The 17,024-nt window shown below is 70.6% G+C and carries 17 protein-coding genes; 8 read left to right on the top strand and 9 right to left on the bottom strand.

Features of this window, described 5'->3' with window-relative positions; genetic code table 11:
• Positions 1-381: 381 nt before the first annotated feature.
• Complete coding sequence (locus ACGFYP_RS31435; protein ID WP_393500803.1) at positions 382-1,023, bottom strand: DNA-3-methyladenine glycosylase; 642 nt, start codon at positions 1,021-1,023, stop codon at positions 382-384.
• Positions 1,024-1,128: 105 nt separating this feature from the next.
• Here ACGFYP_RS31435 and ACGFYP_RS31430 point away from each other — a divergent pair, with 105 nt between their 5' ends.
• From ACGFYP_RS31430 to ACGFYP_RS31420, 3 genes are all read left to right on the top strand, one after another.
• On the top strand, positions 1,129-1,911 hold the full coding sequence (locus ACGFYP_RS31430) for a sporulation protein (protein WP_361969562.1): 783 nt from the start codon (positions 1,129-1,131) through the stop codon (positions 1,909-1,911).
• 42 nt (positions 1,912-1,953) lie between these two features.
• On the top strand, positions 1,954-2,487 hold the full coding sequence (locus tag ACGFYP_RS31425; RefSeq protein WP_393500798.1) for a YbhB/YbcL family Raf kinase inhibitor-like protein: 534 nt from the start codon (positions 1,954-1,956) through the stop codon (positions 2,485-2,487).
• A gap of 171 nt (positions 2,488-2,658) precedes the next feature.
• Complete coding sequence (locus ACGFYP_RS31420) at positions 2,659-3,165, top strand: HNH endonuclease (protein ID WP_361969556.1); 507 nt, start codon at positions 2,659-2,661, stop codon at positions 3,163-3,165.
• 69 nt (positions 3,166-3,234) lie between these two features.
• Here ACGFYP_RS31420 and ACGFYP_RS31415 read toward each other — a convergent pair whose 3' ends face one another.
• The 4 genes from ACGFYP_RS31415 to ACGFYP_RS31400 form a co-directional block, all read right to left on the bottom strand.
• On the bottom strand, positions 3,235-4,008 hold the full coding sequence (locus tag ACGFYP_RS31415; protein ID WP_361969553.1) for a sulfite exporter TauE/SafE family protein: 774 nt from the start codon (positions 4,006-4,008) through the stop codon (positions 3,235-3,237).
• A 90-nt stretch (positions 4,009-4,098) separates the two neighbouring features.
• Positions 4,099-5,058, bottom strand: coding sequence for an SPFH domain-containing protein (locus tag ACGFYP_RS31410; protein ID WP_361969550.1), 960 nt, complete (start codon positions 5,056-5,058; stop codon positions 4,099-4,101).
• Between the two features lie 127 nt (positions 5,059-5,185).
• A complete protein-coding gene (locus ACGFYP_RS31405; RefSeq protein ID WP_361969547.1) occupies positions 5,186-5,614 on the bottom strand; it encodes an NfeD family protein in 429 nt (142 codons plus the stop codon).
• A 69-nt stretch (positions 5,615-5,683) separates the two neighbouring features.
• Positions 5,684-6,475 carry an ABC transporter ATP-binding protein gene (locus tag ACGFYP_RS31400; RefSeq protein ID WP_361969544.1) on the bottom strand — a complete coding sequence of 264 codons (792 nt, stop codon included), beginning with the start codon at positions 6,473-6,475 and terminating at the stop codon, positions 5,684-5,686.
• A gap of 187 nt (positions 6,476-6,662) precedes the next feature.
• On the opposite strand from ACGFYP_RS31400, the gene ACGFYP_RS31395 reads away from it, so the two are divergent.
• Positions 6,663-7,448 (top strand): hypothetical protein, encoded by a 786-nt coding sequence (locus ACGFYP_RS31395; RefSeq protein WP_393500791.1) that lies wholly within the window; start codon positions 6,663-6,665, stop codon positions 7,446-7,448.
• 154 nt (positions 7,449-7,602) lie between these two features.
• Here ACGFYP_RS31395 and ACGFYP_RS31390 read toward each other — a convergent pair whose 3' ends face one another.
• The 3 genes from ACGFYP_RS31390 to ACGFYP_RS31380 form a co-directional block, all read right to left on the bottom strand.
• A complete protein-coding gene (locus ACGFYP_RS31390) occupies positions 7,603-7,845 on the bottom strand; it encodes a chaplin (RefSeq protein ID WP_361969539.1) in 243 nt (80 codons plus the stop codon).
• Between the two features lie 147 nt (positions 7,846-7,992).
• Entirely contained in the window at positions 7,993-8,637 is a 645-nt protein-coding gene (locus ACGFYP_RS31385; protein WP_361969536.1) for a response regulator transcription factor, read from the bottom strand.
• Positions 8,630-9,775 (bottom strand): GAF domain-containing sensor histidine kinase, encoded by a 1,146-nt coding sequence (locus tag ACGFYP_RS31380; RefSeq protein ID WP_361969533.1) that lies wholly within the window; start codon positions 9,773-9,775, stop codon positions 8,630-8,632. Before ACGFYP_RS31380 ends, ACGFYP_RS31385 begins: the two co-directional genes overlap by 8 nt.
• Positions 9,776-9,947: 172 nt before the next feature.
• On the opposite strand from ACGFYP_RS31380, the gene ACGFYP_RS31375 reads away from it, so the two are divergent.
• From ACGFYP_RS31375 to ACGFYP_RS31365, 3 genes are all read left to right on the top strand, one after another.
• Entirely contained in the window at positions 9,948-10,703 is a 756-nt protein-coding gene (locus ACGFYP_RS31375) for an SDR family NAD(P)-dependent oxidoreductase (protein ID WP_393500786.1), read from the top strand.
• A gap of 2 nt (positions 10,704-10,705) precedes the next feature.
• A complete protein-coding gene (locus tag ACGFYP_RS31370) occupies positions 10,706-11,773 on the top strand; it encodes an S-adenosylmethionine:tRNA ribosyltransferase-isomerase (protein ID WP_393500828.1) in 1,068 nt (355 codons plus the stop codon).
• 302 nt (positions 11,774-12,075) lie between these two features.
• The gene (locus tag ACGFYP_RS31365) at positions 12,076-12,819 is read left to right on the top strand and encodes a transglycosylase SLT domain-containing protein (RefSeq protein ID WP_361969524.1); all 744 of its coding nucleotides are present in this window, start codon (positions 12,076-12,078) and stop codon (positions 12,817-12,819) included.
• An 82-nt stretch (positions 12,820-12,901) separates the two neighbouring features.
• Here the strand turns inward: ACGFYP_RS31365 and ACGFYP_RS31360 are convergent, their stop codons facing one another.
• Entirely contained in the window at positions 12,902-15,493 is a 2,592-nt protein-coding gene (locus ACGFYP_RS31360; protein WP_393500783.1) for an FHA domain-containing protein, read from the bottom strand.
• A gap of 286 nt (positions 15,494-15,779) precedes the next feature.
• Between ACGFYP_RS31360 and serB the strand changes: the two genes are divergently transcribed.
• Positions 15,780-16,994, top strand: coding sequence for a phosphoserine phosphatase SerB (gene serB, locus ACGFYP_RS31355; protein ID WP_393500780.1), 1,215 nt, complete (start codon positions 15,780-15,782; stop codon positions 16,992-16,994).
• Positions 16,995-17,024: the final 30 nt, after the last annotated feature.

The following is a 17,024-nucleotide window of genomic DNA, read 5'->3' as shown; positions in this document are numbered from 1 at the left end:
GCACGCTGTTGAGTTCTCAAGGAACGGACGCTTCCTTCGTACTCACCCTCTCGGGCTTTCCTCCGGGCTTTTCCCTTCGGTCTTTCGTGTTTCCAACCTTACCAGATCCTTTTCCGTTCCGTTTCCGGTTCGGATTTTGTTTCCGGTGGCCTGTTGGCTGCCTTTGCCTTTCGGCTGCCTTTCGGCGTGGTCACTACTTTAGCCGAATTCCCCGGCGACTCATAATCGAGCCTTTCGGATCGGATTTCGGCATGCCGATAACCGCACCCGTTGGGGTTCGTCGTAGGTAGTGGATGGCCGCTCCGAGGTGCTTGAACAAGCACTCCCCGTTTCAAGCGGCTCGCCTACGTTAGGCGTCCGATGCACCCGAGTCAAGTCGGGTCAAGAGGACCTCTTCCGCGGCGTGTGCGCGCGGTACGGGCTCACCGTCGGGTCCTCGTCGATCCAGTAGCGCCAAGGGTGGGGGGCGCCGTCCCCTCCCACTCCCGTGCGCGGGCCGTTGCGTACCTGGTCGGGCGGGGGTGGGGTGCCGGTGAGGACGGAGAGAGGGGAGTCCGGGCCGGCGCAGGTGTCGGTGCCGTTCAAGGAGAGGGAGACGTCGAGGGCCGTCGCCAGGCGGGCCGGGCCTTTGGCCAGTTCCGTGTCGTATCGGGCCGAGAGTCGACGGGTGCGGGCCTCGTCCGCGCCGGTCAGGATCCGGCCCGCGCGCAGCAGTACTCCGCTCGCGTGGCCCTCGGGGCCGCACACCAGGTTGAGGCAGTGCCACATGCCGTAGGTGAAGTAGACGTACGCGTGTCCGGGCGGGCCGAACATGACCGCGTTGCGGGCGGTGCGGCCGCGGAAGGCGTGCGAGCCGGGGTCGATCGCGCCGGCGTACGCCTCGACCTCCGTGAGGCGGAGTTCGATGCGGCCTGTTCTCGACGTACGGACGAGCGTGCGGCCCAGGAGATCAGGGGCAACCTCCAGGACGGGGCGGTCGAAGAAGGCCCGCGGGAGCGGCGTACGGTCGGGGCTCTCGCTCATGGCGTCCGAGCGTACTGGGGCCGTCGCGGGGAGTGCGGGGGAACCGGCTACGGTCGTCGCGCGTATGTAGAGGTCAAGGCCAAGCAGTTCCAAGAGGGAGTGTTCATGGGATTCAAGAAGCTGCTCGCGAGCCTGGGCGCCGGCGGCGCGTCCGTGGAGACGGTGCTCACCGAGGAGAACGTCGTCCCCGGTGGCGTCGTCCAGGGCGAGGTCCGGATCCAGGGTGGTTCGGTCGACCAGCAGATCGAGGGTCTGTCCGTCGGGCTGCAGGCGCGGGTCGAGGTCGAGGGGGGCGACCAGGAGGTGAAGCAGGACATCGAGTTCGTGAAGGTGCGGCTCGGTGGTGCCTTCACCGTGCAGGCCGGTGCGGTGCACGTCGTGCCCTTCGGTCTGGAGATTCCCTGGGAGACGCCGGTCACGTCCATCGGTGGGCAGCAGCTGCGCGGGATGAACATCGGTGTGACCACCGAGCTGGAGATCGCCCGTGCGGTGGACTCCGGCGACCTGGACCCGATCAGCGTGCACCCGCTGCCGGCGCAGCAGGCGATCCTGGACGCCTTCATCCAGCTGGGCTTCCGCTTCAAGAACGCGGACATGGAGCGCGGGCACATCCGTGGGACCCGGCAGAAGCTGCCGTTCTACCAGGAGATCGAGTTCTTCCCGCCGCAGCAGTACCGCGGTCTCAACCAGGTCGAGGTCAGCTTCGTCGCGGACGACCGCGAGATGGACGTCGTCCTGGAGATGGACAAGAAGCCGGGGCTCTTCAGCGAGGGCAGCGACTCGTTCCGTGCCTTCAAGGTCGGGCTGCACGACTTCCACTCGACCGACTGGACGGCGTACCTCAACCAGTGGCTCGCCGACGTCGGTGGCAAGCGCAACTGGCTCTAGGCTCACCCCCGTACAGCAGTCAGGCGATACGGAGGTACAGACGTGACCGAGGGGAAGAGGGCTCCGCTCCCTCACGACTTCCATCCGCCGGTGCCGGCGTTCACCGTGGTGAGCGACGACATCGTGCCGGGCGGTGTGTTGAAGGACGCGCAGGTGTACGCCGAGGGGAACACCTCGCCGCAGCTGCGCTGGGAGGGGTTCCCGGCGGAGGCCAAGAGCTTCGCCGTCACCTGCTTCGATCCGGACGCGCCGACCGGCAGTGGTTTCTGGCACTGGGTCCTGTTCGACATCCCGGTCTCCGTGACCGAGCTGCCCACGGGCGCGGGGTCGGGGTCGTTCGAGGGGCTGCCGGCCGGTGCCGTGCAGGTCCGTAACGACTACGGCTCCCGGGACTTCGGCGGTGCCGCTCCCCCGGCCGGCGACGGTCCGCATCGGTACGTCTTCACCGTGTACGCCGTGGACCGGGAGAAGCTCGGTCCTGACGCCGACGCCTCGCCTGCGGCGGTCGGCTTCCACCTGCGGTTCCACGCGTTGGCGCGTGCCCAGCTGATCGGCGAGTACGAGATCCCCGCGTAGCTCAGCTGAGCGTTCGTTTGTTGTTTGCCCGCTTCTGGTCTTGGAGAGATCAGAAGCGGGCATCTTTCGTTGCACGGTAATTGCGTTGTCCAACCCGGCGCGCCCGGCCACAGTTGATCCAAGCCTGGAGCCCCGCATCGGGGCTGGGCCGGCACACGGGAGGTGGGCACAATGCGGGACACGCTGGTACTGAACGCGAGCTTCGAGCCGCTGTCGACGGTCACACTCAACCGTGCGGTGGTGCTTGTCCTCCAGGACAAGGCCGTCGTCGAGCAGGAGCATCCCGAGCTGCGCATGCGTGGTGCCGCCGTCGACATTCCCGTGCCCCGGGTCATCAGGCTCTGCCGCTATGTCCGGGTGCCGTTCCGAAGACAGGCTCCGTGGTCGAGGCGGGGTGTGCTGGTGCGGGACCAGCACCGGTGCGCGTACTGCGGGCGGCGGGCGACGACGGTGGACCACGTGGTGCCGCGGGCGCAGGGTGGTGGGGACAGCTGGCTGAACACGGTGGCGTCCTGCGCGGAGGACAACCACCGCAAGGCGGACCGGACGCCGGAGCAGGCGGGGATGCCGCTGCTGCACGAGCCGTTCGTGCCGACTCCGGCGGACGCGATGCTGCTGGCGATGCGGGCCGGTGAGCGGTCCGAGCTGCCGGGGTGGCTGTCCAGTTCGGCGGCGTAGGTCGGGACGTCCGTAGGTCTGTACGTCCGTAGGGCCCGTTCCTCTTGTCGGGGAACGGGCCTTTGTCGTTCAGCGGAGCAGTAGTTGCACGATGGCGACCGTGCCGATGGCGACGATGAAGCCGCGCAGGACCCGGGGCGGGAGGCGGCGGCCGACCTTGGCGCCGATCTGGCCGCCGATGGCGGAGCCGACGGCGATGAGGACGACGGCGGTCCAGTCGAATTCGGCGACGAAGAGGAAGAAGAGCGCGGCGATGCTGTTGACGATCGCGGCGAGGACGTTCTTGACGGCGTTGAGGCGCTGGAGGGTGTCCGCCAGGAGCATGCCCATGAGGGCGAGGTAGATGATCCCCTGGGCGGCGGTGAAGTAGCCGCCGTAGACGCTGGCGAGGAGCAGTCCGGTCATCAGGAGCGGGCCGCCGTCGGGGTCTCCCTCCTTGCCTTCGCGTGCGCGGCGGGCCTGGACGGCCTTGGAGAGCCGGGGCTGGAGGATGACCAGGACCAGGGCGAGGGCGACGAGGACGGGGACGATGGTCTCGAACGCGCGGGCCGGGAGCATCAGCAGGAGTATGGCTCCGCCGAGGCCGCCGATCGCGGCGACGGTGCCGAGGCGCAGGATGCGGCGGCGCTGGCCCTTGAGTTCCTCGCGGTAGCCGATGGCTCCGCTGATGGAGCCGGGGATGAGGCCGAGGGCGTTGGAGACGGTGGCGGTGACCGGAGGGAGTCCGGTGAGGAGGAGGACCGGGAACGTGATGAGCGTTCCCGATCCGACGATGGTGTTGATGGTGCCGGCGCCGATGCCGGCCGCGAAGACTGCCAGTACTTCCCAGATGGACAACGCCATCTCCTTACAGAATCAGTGGCTCGCCTCCCCGCCCTGACGTCCGTCGGGGTCGAGGGGCTCGCACCGATCATGCACGACTGCGTGTATGTGTCAGTCGATCGGGGGCGCTTCGCGGCGTTCGGTCTCGTTGCCCGTACGGCTGCCGGGCACCGCGCCGGTGTTGAAGCCGGGCGCTCCTCCGCCGAGGTTGCCGAAGGCTCCGGAGAGGCCCTTGAGGGCGTCGCCGATCTCGCTGGGCACGATCCAGAGCTTGTTGGCGTCGCCCTCGGCGATCTTCGGGAGCATCTGGAGGTACTGGTACGAGAGGAGCTTCTGGTCGGGGTCGCCGGCGTGGATGGCTTCGAAGACCGTACGGACGGCCTGGGCCTCGCCCTCGGCGCGCAGGGCGGCGGCCTTGGCCTCGCCTTCGGCGCGCAGGATCGCGGACTGCTTCTCGCCCTCGGCGGTGAGGATCTGCGACTGGCGGATGCCCTCGGCGGTGAGGATCGCGGCGCGCTTGTCGCGGTCGGCGCGCATCTGCTTCTCCATCGAGTCCTGGATGGAGGTCGGCGGCTCGATGGCCTTGAGCTCGACGCGGTTGACGCGGATGCCCCACTTGCCGGTGGCCTCGTCGAGGACTCCGCGCAGGGCGGCGTTGATCTCCTCGCGGGAGGTGAGGGTCCGCTCCAGGTCCATGCCGCCGATGATGTTGCGCAGGGTGGTGACGGTGAGTTGCTCGATGGCCTGGATGTAGCTGGCGACCTCGTAGGTCGCGGCCCGGGCGTCGGTCACCTGGTAGTAGATGACGGTGTCGATGTTGACGACCAGGTTGTCCTGGGTGATCACCGGCTGGGGCGGGAAGGGGACGACCTGCTCGCGGAGGTCGATCCGGTTTCGGATCGAGTCGATGAAGGGGACGACGATGTTCAGGCCTGCGTTGAGCGTGCGGGTGTAGCGGCCGAACCGCTCGACGATCGCGGCGCTCGCCTGCGGGATGACCTGGATCGTCTTGATCAGGGCGATGAAGACAAGCACCACCAGAATGATCAGGACGATGATGATTGCTGACATCGTGTTTCCTGTGCCCTTCGCTGCCGGTTCGCTGGCGGGTGTGCCGGATGTTCCGGGTTGATCTGATGATCGAGTTTCCCAGAACGCGGGCTGTCGTGGGGGGCGTTCGGTCAAGCGGCGGGATTGGTCACATGACCACGGCGGTCGCTCCGTCGATCTCGACCACGTCGACCTGGTCGCCCGGCTCGAAGCTCTGTCCGGTGTCGAGCGTGCGGGCGGACCAGACCTCGCCGGCCAGCTTGATGCGGCCGCCGCTGCTGTCGACCCGTTCCAGGACGACGGCCTGACGGCCCTTCAGCGCGTCGATGCCGGAGGCGTGCGCGGGTGGTCCGTTGCGGTGCCGGGCCGCGATGGGGCGGACCACCGCGAGGAGCGCGACGGAGACGACGACGAAGACGACCACCTGCGCGACGATGCCGAAGCCGAGAGCCGCGGTCACGGCTCCGGCGATCGCGCCGACGGAGAACATGCCGAATTCGGGCATCGCGGTGAGGACGAGCGGAATGCCCAGTCCCACGGCGCCGATCAGCCACCAGACCCATGCGTCGATGTCCACATGGTCATGGTAGGGCGGTGGGGTGGAGTCGGACAGGGCGCGGAGCTGTGCGGTCTCGGCGCCCGTCCGTCACTTGAGCGGCAGGCCCTGTGCGGTGTAGCGGTCGCCGTTGCGCTCGACGACGAGCGGGAGGCCGAAGCAGAGGGAGAGGTTGCGGGAGGTGAGCTCGGTCTCCATGGGGCCGGCGGCGAGCACCTTGCCCTGACGGATCATCAGGACGTGGGTGAAGCCGGGCGCGATCTCCTCGACGTGGTGCGTGACCATGATCATGGAGGGGGCGTACGGGTCGCGGGCGAGCCGGCCGAGGCGGCGGACGAGGTCCTCGCGGCCGCCGAGGTCGAGACCGGCGGCGGGCTCGTCGAGGAGGAGGAGCTCGGGGTCGGTCATCATCGCGCGGGCGATGAGGGTGCGCTTGCGCTCGCCCTCGGAGAGGGTGCCGAACTTGCGGTCCAGGTACTCGGTCATGCCGAGGCGGTCGAGGAAGGCGCGGGCGCGCTCCTCGTCGACGGCGTCGTAGTCCTCGTGCCAGGTGGCGGTCATGCCGTACGCGGCGGTGAGGACGGTCTGGAGCACGGTCTGGCGCTTGGGGAGCTTCTCCGCCATGGCGATGCCGGCCATGCCGATGCGGGGGCGGAGGTCGAAGACGTCGACCTTGCCGAGCCGCTCGTCGAGGATCTTGGCCGAGCCGGTGGTCGGGAAGAGGTAGCTGGAGGCGATGTTGAGGAGGGTGGTCTTGCCGGCGCCGTTGGGGCCGAGGATGACCCAACGCTCGCCCTCCTTGACCGACCAGGAGACATCGTCCACCAGAGCCCGTCCGTCGCGGACCACGGATACGTCCACCAGCTCCAGTACATCGCTCATGAGCGCGTTGTCTCCCCTTGCGGTCGAGTCGTGTCGTCGCCTTGCGCCTGCGGGCGCGGCGTCCAGGGAAAACCTACGCCACTGTCGAAGCGGGCCGGTCCTTAGGTCCGGATACTTCCCTTCCTCGGGTCCGGATACTTCCCTGGAACGGCCCGGGGAGTCCCCGGGGCGCCCCTACGCTGGGGGCATGCTTTCGGAACCACGCTCAGGACGGCTGGCCGCTTGGGGCAATGCCCTGTTGGCCGGATCGGTGTCGCCGGACGACGCGGCGCTCGCCATTGTCGGGGACGACGCGGTGCACCGGGTGGAGGGGCTGCCGGGCGAGGCGGGGCCGGTCGGTCTGACGCTGGCCCTTGGGCGGCTGCGGCGGCTCGGGGTGACCGGGTGGCGGGTGGCGCTGCCGGCGCCGGGGCATCCGCTGGGGCTGAGCGGGCCGCCGGACTTCAACGCGCGGGCGCTGGAGGCGGAGGAGGCGGTGGTCGGTTTCGGCGCGCCGTACGGCCTGGTGCCGGAGGTCACGGAGGCGGGTCCCGTGGGGGACGTGCACGTGGAAGTGGTCTGGCGGTGTCTGACCGTACGGGAGGCGCCGCCGGCGGACGTGCCGTCGCTCGGCGAGGCGGAGCGGGAGCTTGCGGAGGCCTTGCGCGATGCCACGGCGGTGCTGACGAAGCTGGACGTTGCGGCCTCGGGCCCGGTGGCGGACGCGGCGCGGGACGCGTACCGGGCGCGGGCGGAGGCGGGCCGCGAGGTGCTGGCTCCTGGCTATCCGGCGCGTGCGGTACGGGTGTTGGAGCTGGCCCAGCGGATCGGCCTGCTGATCGACCTGGCGTACGACCACGGCCACGGGGGCGCCGTGAGCGCCTCGGAGATGGCGGCGCGGGGGGCTGCGCTGCGGCCGGTGGAGCGGGTGGCCCGGCGGGCGAAGGTGGCGGCGTACAACGCGTATGTGGAGGAAAGGGAACGGGAGCGCTGACCGGGCGGGGGGCCGCCGGGCAGGGGTGCGGCATCCGGTGGGTGGACTTCCGGAGTTCGGAGGCCGCCTTGCCGGGGTGCGGGCTTCCCGGGTGCGGACATGGAGCAGCCCGGCCGCCGGGGGATCGTCCGGGGCCGGGCTGGTCGGTGGGGCGTCAGTGGTTGACGGCACCGTTGGCGAAGGCCGGGTTGAGCAGGCCGATCACGTTGACCGTGTTGCCGGAGACGTTCACGGGGACGTGCACCGGGACCTGCACGAGGTTGCCGGACGCGACGCCCGGCGAGTTGAGGGCCTTGCCGTCCGCGTCCGCGCCGTGGGCGGAGGCGACACCCGCACCGGCGGCGACGATGCCACCCGCGACGAGGGTGAGGGCAGCGGCCTTCTTCAGGTTGTTCACTTCAGGATCCTCCTGGTCTTCGCTGCGGCCGGCCGCCGCAGCACGCCATGGAGAACGCCCCCGCGCCCGCCGGGTTGCGCCGAACGGGGGACATACACCCGACGGTATGACGATGGGAACGGAGTTGCCCCTTCCGTCACACGCGTCTCATCGGGTCAGGCCGTGCCGCACCGCCCACAGCGCCGCCTGCGTACGGTCCGCCAGGTCGAGCTTCATCAAGATGTTCGAGACATGCGTCTTGACCGTCTTCTCCGAGAGGACGAGCGCCCGGGCGATCTCCCGGTTCGACCGGCCGTCGGCGATCAGGCCGAGAACCTCCTGCTCCCGCTCCGTGAGCGTCGTCCCGCGCCCCGTCCCGCCGTGGCCCTCCTCCTGGGAGAGCAGCGCCGTCGCGACCTCAGGCTGGAGCAGCACATGGCCGGCGTGGACGGAGCGGATGGCGCCGGCCAGGGCCTCCGGGTCCACGTCCTTGTAGACGTACCCCGAGGCGCCGGCGCGCAGGGCGGGGACGACCGTGCGCTGCTCGGTGAAGCTGGTGACGATCAGGACCTTCGCCGGGTTCGCCAGCTCGCGCAGCTTCCGCAGCGCCTCGATGCCGTCCATGCCCGGCATCTTGACGTCCATCAGGACCACGTCGGGCCGCAGCTCCTCCGCGCGTGCGACGCCCTCGGCGCCGTCGGAGGCCTCCCCCACGACCTCTATGTCGTCCTGGATCTCCAGAAAGGTCCGCAGGCCCCGTCGGACCACCTGGTGGTCGTCGACCAGCAGGACGCGAATGACGGTGTCAGCCACCGGGAACCTCCATCTCGATCGTGGTGCCTCGTCCCGGCTCCGATGTGACGGTGAGGGCGCCGCCGACGCCGCCCGCGCGGTCCCGCATGGAGACCAGGCCCAGGTGCCGGCCCGCCCGGCGGACCGTACGGGGGTCGAAGCCCTTGCCGTCGTCGGTGACGGTGAGCAGCGCGCCCTGGCCGTGGCGGACCAGGGAGACGGCCACCCGCTCGGGCTCGGCGTGCCGCAGCGCGTTGTGCAGGGCCTCCTGGGCGACCCGGAGCATGGCCTCCTCCTGGGCGGCGGGCAGGGCGCGCACCCCGGAGCTCTCGAACGTGACGCGGGCGGTGTGGGCCCGGTCCATGACCTGGATCTGCGTACGGAGGGTGTGGACGAGGCCGTCCTCGTCCAGCGCGGCGGGGCGCAGCTCGACGACGGCGGCGCGCAGCTCGTCCGCCGCCTCGGCGGCGAGCGCGGCGACCTGCTGGAGCTCGCCCTTGGCGCGGGCGGGGTCGCGGTCGACGAGGGCGGCGGCGGCCTGGGCGGTGAGGCGGAGCGAGAAGAGCTTCTGGCTCACGGCGTCGTGCAGCTCGTGGGCGAGGCGCGAACGCTCCTCGGCGATGGTGAGCTCGCGGCTGCGTTCGTAGAGCCGGGCGTTGGTCAGGGCGATCGCGGCGTGCTGGGCGAGGATCGAGAGCAACTCCTCGTCCTCCTCCGTGAAGCCGCATCCGCCGTCCGGCTTCGGGCAGCGCTTGTTGGCGAGGAAGAGGGCGCCGATGGTCTCCTCGCCGTCCTGGATGGGCAGGCCGAGGAAGTCGGACATGTCCGGGTGGGCGGACGGCCAGCCTTCGAAGCGGGGGTCCTCGCGGACGTCGGCGAGGCGCTCGGGCTCGGCCTTGTGGAGCATCGCCGCGAGGATGCCGTGCTGGCGGGGCAGCGGGCCGATCGCCCGCCACTGCTCGTCACTGACGCCGTCCACGACGAACTGCGCGAAGCCGCCGTGGTCGTCCGGCACGCCCAGCGCCGCGTACTCGGCGTCGAGCAGCTCGCGGGCGGAGGCCACGATCGTCTTGAGGACGTCGCGCACCTCCAGGTGGCGGCTCATCGCCAGGAGCGCGGTGCTCACGGCGGCGAGGCCGGAGCGCGGTCGGTGACTCATGGGTTCACCGTACCGGTGGGTTGTGACAGTCCGTATCCGTCCGGGGACGGCGATCGCCTAGGACCACCGGCCTAGGCCGAAGTGCCTTGTGCGGTCCGGGCCCGCGGACGAGGCGGCGGGCCGGTGGGCGGCCGGAGGCTGGATCCATCGGTTCGTAGAGGGGATGGATGTCATGGCTGTCGCGATCATCACGGGGGCGTCGAAGGGCCTTGGGCGCGCGCTGGCCGGGGCGCTGGCCGGGCGGGGCTGGGACCTGGTGCTCGACGCGCGGACGGCGAAGGTGCTCGGGGAGAGCGCGGAGGCGGCACGCGCGCGTGGGGCGCGGGTGGCGGCGCTGTCCGGGGACGTGACCGACGCGGCGCACCGCCGGAATCTTGTGGCGGCCGCGCGGGAGCTGGGCGGGCTCGATCTGCTGGTGAGCAACGCGAGCGCGCTGGGTGCCGAGCCGCTGGTGCGCCTCGAGGCGCTGTCGCCGGACGGTCTGCGGGCGGCCCTGGAGACCAATGTGGTGGCCGCGCTGGGTCTCGTACAGGAGGCGCTGCCGCTGTTGCGGGAGAGCTCGGCGGGGACGGTCGTCGCGGTGAGTTCGGACGCGGCGGCCGAGGCGTACGAGACGTGGGGCGGTTACGGGGCGTCGAAGGCGGCGCTCGACCAGCTGGCGGCGGTGCTCGCCGTCGAGGAGCCGGGGCTGCGGGTGTGGGCGGTGGATCCGGGTGACATGGCGACGGATCTGTACGCGGCCGCCGTCCCCGACGACGGGGATCCCCGGCCGGCTCCGGAGTCGGTGGTGCCGGGGTTCCTCGCCCTGCTCGACCGCAGGCCCGCCAGCGGGCGCTACGCGGCGGCGGATCTGGTGGGGGCGGGCGAGGAGGCGTCGGGCAGAGAGGGGTCGGGCCTCGGGCCTGTCCGGGCGGAGGAGGGCCGGTGAGCGTGCTGGAGGCCCTCGGGGTGCCCGCGGAGCTGTCGGCGCGCGTGCCGGCCGAGCAGCGGGGCCCCGGGCTGGGGCGGGACGACGTACGGCTGATGGTGTCGCGGGGCGCGGAGGTGTCGCACCACGCGTTCCGTGAGCTGCCGGGGCAGCTGAGGGCCGGGGACGTCCTGGTCGTGAACACGAGTCCGACGCTGCCGGCCGCGGTGACCGGGCGGCTGGGCACGGAGGGCGGTCGGGAGCCGGTCGTCGTGCACGTCTCGACGTGCGGGGAGGACGGCCGCTGGGCGGTCGAGCTGAGGACGCCGGACGGGCGGGGCAGCACCCGGCCGCGGCCGGGCGGTCCGCCGGGGACGGTGGTCCGGCTGCCGGGAGGGGCCGGTCTCGTCCTGACGGAGCCCCTGGTCCCGGGGGCGGCGCGGCTGTGGTGGGCGCGGGTGGACACTCCCGTACCGGCCCTGCTGGCGCGGTACGGGCGGCCGATCCGGTACGGGTACACGGAGCGGGACCAGCCGCTGTCCGCGTATCAGACGGTCTTCGCGCTGCCCTCCCCGGACGGCGCGGGCTCGGCGGAGATGCCGAGCGCCGGGCGTCCCTTCACGGCCCGGATGGTGACGGAGCTGGTGAGCAGAGGGGTCCAGTTCGCCCCGCTCACCCTTCATACGGGGGTGGCGTCGGCGGAGGCGTACGAGCCGCCGTATCCGGAGCGGTACGCGGTGCCGGCGGCGACGGCGCGGCTTGTGAACGCGGCGCGGGCGGGCGGGGGCCGGGCGATCGCCGTGGGGACCACGGCCGTGCGGGCCCTTGAGTCGGCGGCGGACGACGGGGGCGTGGCGCGGGCGGCGGCGGGGTGGACGGACCTGGTGGTGACCCCTGCGCGCGGGGTACGGGTGGTGGACGGGCTGCTGACCGGGCTGCACGAGCCCCGGGCCTCGCATCTGCTGATGCTGGAGGCGATCGCCGGACGGCCTGCTCTGCACCGCGCCTATACCGAGGCGGTACGCGAGCTCTACCTCTGGCACGAGTTCGGCGACGTCCATCTCCTCCTCCCGGCGGAGGAGCCTCACTGACTGCATTGCTCAAGCAACGGCTGGTGAGTTCGTTACATGCCCGATGTGAGCCCGCGCATAGGACGCAGGTCACTTACGAAGACCCCTAGTGGTGTCGTAATGGGCAGATGAGGACCGTATGAGCGGGTCCCGGGTGGGTGTCGGTGGGCTGTGCACGGGCCCCTGATCCACTACCCGGGATCGTACGTCACACCTTTGCCACAGGATTTTGCTGCCGCTAAGAATTGCACCCGTCGCCGCCGAGCAGGCGCAGCGCCGCCCCGGCCTGAGCGACCCCCTGCGATTCGAAGAGGTAGTCCTACATGTCTGCGAACACTCCCGGCCACTATCGCCTGAAGAAGACGCACAAGGCTTCCCTTGCCGGTGTCGCCGCCCTTGGCGCCGTCGCCCTCGGCCTCACTCTGGTCCCCGGCAACGCCGCCGCCGAGACCGAGCCCCAGGCGCTCAACAACACGCAGCAGGTCGCCCTCGCCTACGACGCGAACAGCCCCCAGGCCAAGGCCCTGCACACCAGCCTCAGCGAGCAGCAGAACGCCATCGGCCTGAAGGCCAAGGCGGACGCCGAGGCGAAGGCCAAGGCCGCCGCCGCGCTCAAGGCGAAGGCCGACGCGAAGGCCAAGGCCGACGCGAAGGCGAAGGCCGAGGCCAAGGCGAAGGCCGACGCGAAGAAGCGCGCCGAGGCGAAGGCGGCCGCGAGCCGTGCCGCCGCCCGCAAGCCCGTCTTCGCGAACAACCTCGACGGCTGGATCCGCGAGGCCCTGTTCATCATGGACAAGCACAACATTCCGGGCACGTACAACGGCCTGCACAAGAACATCATGCGTGAGTCCAGCGGTAACCCGCGGGCGATCAACAACTGGGACATCAACGCCATCAACGGCGTCCCGTCGAAGGGCCTTCTGCAGGTCATCTACCCGACCTTCAAGGCCTACCACATCCCGGGCACCAAGTTCGACCAGTACGACCCGGTCGCCAACCTCGTCGCCGCCGCCAACTACGCGGCCGACCGTTACGGCTCGATCGACAACGTCAACAGCGCGTACTGATCCTTCCAGGACACATGCCGAAGGGCGGCACCCCGTGCGGGGTGCCGCCCTTCGGCGTGCGTGGGGTCACGCGGTCATGCCGTCACTTGCGCATGACCTCGGGCTCGTGGCGGCGCAGCAGGCGCGCCACGGCGAAGGCGCAGACGACGCCGATGAGCACCAGGACCGTGAGGTTGAAGCCCCACTGGCCGGCCGTGTGGTCCCACAGCGGGTCCAGGTTGGTCGGGTCCTTGTGGTCCCACGGCGGCATCAGGTGCGCGAGGTCGAGCGTCGAGCCCGCCGCGGCGATGGCCCAGCGCGAGGGCATCAGCCAGGCGAACTGCTCCAGGCCGGGCGATCCGTACACCTGGAAGAGGATGCCGGTGAAGACGACCTGGACGATCGCGAACATCACGAGCAGCGGCATGGTCTTCTCGGCGGTCTTCACCAGCGAGGAGATCACGAGGCCGAACATCATCGAGGTGAAGCCGAGCGCGATGATCGTGACGCAGAGCTCGACGGCCGGCGGCATGACCAGGCCCTCTTCGGGCAGCTCGCGGGTGGCGAAGCCGATGCCGCAGATGATCACGCCCTGGAAGGCGGTGATCAGGCCGAGGACGATGACCTTGGACATCAGGTACGCCGAGCGGGACAGGCCGGTGGCCCGCTCCCGTTCGTAGATGACCCGTTCCTTGATCAGCTCTCGTACGGAGTTGGCGGCGCCGCTGAAGCACATGCCGACCGCGAGGATCAGCATGATCGTGCCCGCGTCCCCGTTGAAGCGGGAGGGCGGGGTGGGCTTGCCGAGGCCGAAGTCGGCGGGGATGACGACCGAGACCGCGCCGAGGACGGCGGGCAGGATCACCATCAGGCCCAGGAAGCCCTTGTCGGAGGCGATCACCGAGGAGTAGCGGCGGATCAGGGTCCACAGCTGCGAGCCCCAGCCCTGGGGCTTGGGCGGCCTGGCCATCGCCTGCTGCGGTACCTGGACGGGCTGGGCGGCGACGGCGTCGATGTCCGCGGCGTACATCTGGTAGTGCTGCGAGCCCTTCCAGCGGCCCGCCCAGTCGTAGTCGCGGTAGTTCTCGAAGGCGGAGAAGACGTCGGCCCAGGTGCTGTAACCGAAGAAGTTCAGCGCTTCCTCCGGCGGGCCGAAGTAGGCCACGGAACCGCCGGGCGCCATCACGAGCAGCTTGTCGCAGAGGCCGAGCTCGGCCACCGAGTGCGTGACGACGAGGACCGTACGGCCGTCGTCGGCGAGGCCGCGGAGCAGCTGCATGACATCGCGGTCCATGCCCGGGTCGAGGCCGGAGGTCGGCTCGTCCAGGAAGATCAGCGACGGCTTGGTGAGGAGCTCCAGGGCGACGGAGACGCGCTTGCGCTGGCCACCGGAGAGGGAGGTGACCTTCTTCTCCTTGTGGATGTCGAGCTTGAGCTCGCGCAGCACCTCGTCGATGCGGGCCTCGCGCTCGGCCGGCGCGGTGTCGCCGGGGAAGCGGAGCTTGGCCGCGTAGCGCAGCGCCTTCTGGACGGTCAGCTCCTTGTGCAGGATGTCGTCCTGCGGGACCAGACCGATGCGCTGGCGCAGCTCGGCGAACTGCTTGTAGAGGCTCCGGTTGTCGTAGAGGACGTCGCCCTCGTTGGCCGGACGGTAGCCGGTGAGCGCCTTGAGCAGGGTCGACTTGCCGGAGCCGGACGGGCCGATGACGCCGATGAGCGACTTCTCGGGGACGCCGAAGGTGACGTCCTTGAGGATCTGCTTGCCGCCGTCGACCGTGACGGTGAGGTGGCGGGCCGAGAAGGAGACCTCGCCGGTGTCGACGAACTCCTCGAGCTGGCCGCCGACCATCCGGAAGGTCGAGTGGCCGACACCGACGATGTCGTTGGGGCCGATGAGGACGGAGCCGCCCTTGGCGATCGGCTGACCGTTGACGTACGTGCCGTTGTGAGAACCGAGGTCACGGATCTCGAAGCGGCCGTCGGGCGTCGCGTGGAACTCGGCGTGGTGGCGCGAGACCTGGAGGTCGGAGACGACCAGTTCGTTCTCGAGCGCACGACCGATGCGCATGACGTGGCCGAGGGCCAGCTGGTGGAACGTGGTGGGGCTGCGGTCGCCGTAGACCGGTGGCGCCCCCGCGGCGCCGCCACCCTGGGCGGGGACCTTCTGCGCCAACTGCTCGACGGGGCCACCGCCCTGCTGGTGCGGGAGGTGCGACTGCGGGGGCTGCTGGGCCTGCTGCTGCCAGCCCTGCTGCGGCGCCTGGTGCTGCGGTGCCTGGTGCTGCGGCGGGGCCTGGTGCGTGGCCCAGTCGGCCTGCGCGGCGCCCGCCTGCTGGGCGTTCGGGGCGGCGTGGGCCGGCTGCTGCGGCGCGGCGGCCTGCTGCGGCGCGGCGGCAGCGGCGAGATTCAGCCGCGGGCCGTCGGTCGCGTTGCCGAGGTGCACCGCTGAGCCGGGACCGATCTCCATCTGATGGATCCGCTGCCCCTGGACGAAGGTGCCGTTGGTCGAGCCGTGGTCCTCGATGACCCAACTCCGGCCGCCCCAGCTGATGGTGGCGTGTCGCCACGAGACCCTGGCGTCGTCGATCACCAGGTCGCCCTGCGGATCACGCCCCAGGGTGTATGACCTGGACGGATCGAGCGTCCAGGTCCTTCCGTTCAATTCCAGTACGAGTTCTGGCACTCCATGCCCCACTATTTGTCCCCCGATGTACCCCCGTCGACGGGGGTCTAGGGATGGCGAACATCGGGGGGAACTATTTCAGGCCGGGCCCGTACTCCGAAAGTCGGGCGGTGTGAAGACCCCGCAGAGGGGTGCGGGCCTACCCCCGCCGAGGCCTCGCGGCCACCCCGCGGCCACCCCGTGGCCTCCTCGGCCGCGGTCCGCCGGAGCTACGGTGGCAGGAGTGCGACCGGCCGGGTGTCCGCCACGCGGGACGGGGTGACTGGTGGCACGCCGTGCCCGATACGGTGGAAGCACCATGAGCGCATCGCAGACCTCAGACGTTCCCACTCTTCTCGTCAAGATCTTCGGGAAGGACCGTCCCGGGATCACCGCCGGACTCTTCGACACCCTCGCCGCCTACTCCGTCGACGTCGTGGACATCGAGCAGGTCGTCTCCCGCGGCCGACTCGTCCTGTGCGCGCTCGTCACCGAGCCGACCGTCGCCTCCCAGGGGGAGCTTCGGGCGACCGTCCACAGCTGGGCGGAGTCGTTGAAGCTCCAGGCCGAGATCATCTCCGGCACCGGTGACAATCGTCCGCGCGGCGTCGGCCGCTCGCACGTCACCGTGCTCGGGCACCCGCTGACCGCCGAGCAGACCGCCGCCATAACGGCCAGGATCGCCGAGAACGGCGGCAACATCGACCGTATCTTCCGGCTGGCGAAGTACCCGGTGACGGCGGTCGAGTTCGCCGTCTCGGGATGCGAGACCGAGGCGCTGCGGACGGCGCTCGCCACCCAGGCGCACGGCATCGGGGTGGACGTGGCCGTGGTCTCCGCCGGGCTGCACCGGCGCGCCCAGCGCCTTGTCGTCATGGACGTGGACTCCACGCTCATCCAGGACGAGGTGATCGAGCTCTTCGCGGCGCACGCGGGCTGCGAGGACAAGGTCGCCGAGGTCACCGCGGCCGCGATGCGCGGCGAGCTGGACTTCGAGCAGTCGTTGCACGCGCGGGTGGAGCTGCTGGCCGGGCTCGACGCCTCGGTGGTGGACAAGGTCCGGGCCGAGGTGCGGATGACGCCCGGCGCCCGCACCCTGATCCGTACGCTCAAGCGGCTCGGCTACCAGGTCGGTGTGGTCTCGGGCGGCTTCACCCAGGTCACGGACGATCTCAAGGAACGTCTTGGGCTCGACTTCGCCTCGGCCAACACCCTGGAGGTCGTGGACGGGAAGCTGACCGGGCGGGTCACCGGCGAGATCGTGGACCGGGCGGGCAAGGCGCGGCTGCTGCGCCGGTTCGCGGCGGAGGCGGGCGTGCCGCTCTCCCAGACGGTGGCGATCGGTGACGGCGCGAACGACCTGGACATGCTGAACACGGCCGGGCTCGGGGTGGCCTTCAACGCCAAGCCGGTGGTGCGGCAGGCCGCCCACACGGCGGTGAACGTCCCGTTCCTCGACACCGTCCTGTACCTCCTGGGGATCACCCGCGAAGAGGTCGAGGCGGCGGACGGCGACGAGGACCTGCTGCACTGAGTGCCGCCTCCGCGCAGAGGACGGAAGGCC

The organism is Streptomyces sp. NPDC048370 (assembly GCF_043200825.1).
GTDB lineage: Bacteria > Actinomycetota > Actinomycetes > Streptomycetales > Streptomycetaceae > Streptomyces.
The sequence above is the reverse complement of the archived record's forward strand: the minus strand, read 5'-3'. Positions and strand labels throughout refer to the sequence as shown.

Coding starts and splice junctions, on each gene's coding strand:
- ACGFYP_RS31435 (WP_393500803.1), bottom strand. CDS start 1,023: ATGAGCGAGAGCCCCGACCGTACGCCGCTCCCGCGGGCCTTCTTCGAC.
- ACGFYP_RS31430 (WP_361969562.1), top strand. CDS start 1,129: ATGGGATTCAAGAAGCTGCTCGCGAGCCTGGGCGCCGGCGGCGCGTCC.
- ACGFYP_RS31420 (WP_361969556.1), top strand. CDS start 2,659: ATGCGGGACACGCTGGTACTGAACGCGAGCTTCGAGCCGCTGTCGACG.
- ACGFYP_RS31415 (WP_361969553.1), bottom strand. CDS start 4,008: ATGGCGTTGTCCATCTGGGAAGTACTGGCAGTCTTCGCGGCCGGCATC.
- ACGFYP_RS31410 (WP_361969550.1), bottom strand. CDS start 5,058: ATGTCAGCAATCATCATCGTCCTGATCATTCTGGTGGTGCTTGTCTTC.
- ACGFYP_RS31400 (WP_361969544.1), bottom strand. CDS start 6,475: ATGAGCGATGTACTGGAGCTGGTGGACGTATCCGTGGTCCGCGACGGA.
- ACGFYP_RS31395 (WP_393500791.1), top strand. CDS start 6,663: ATGCTTTCGGAACCACGCTCAGGACGGCTGGCCGCTTGGGGCAATGCC.
- ACGFYP_RS31380 (WP_361969533.1), bottom strand. CDS start 9,775: ATGAGTCACCGACCGCGCTCCGGCCTCGCCGCCGTGAGCACCGCGCTC.
- ACGFYP_RS31375 (WP_393500786.1), top strand. CDS start 9,948: ATGGCTGTCGCGATCATCACGGGGGCGTCGAAGGGCCTTGGGCGCGCG.
- ACGFYP_RS31365 (WP_361969524.1), top strand. CDS start 12,076: ATGTCTGCGAACACTCCCGGCCACTATCGCCTGAAGAAGACGCACAAG.
- serB (WP_393500780.1), top strand. CDS start 15,780: ATGAGCGCATCGCAGACCTCAGACGTTCCCACTCTTCTCGTCAAGATC.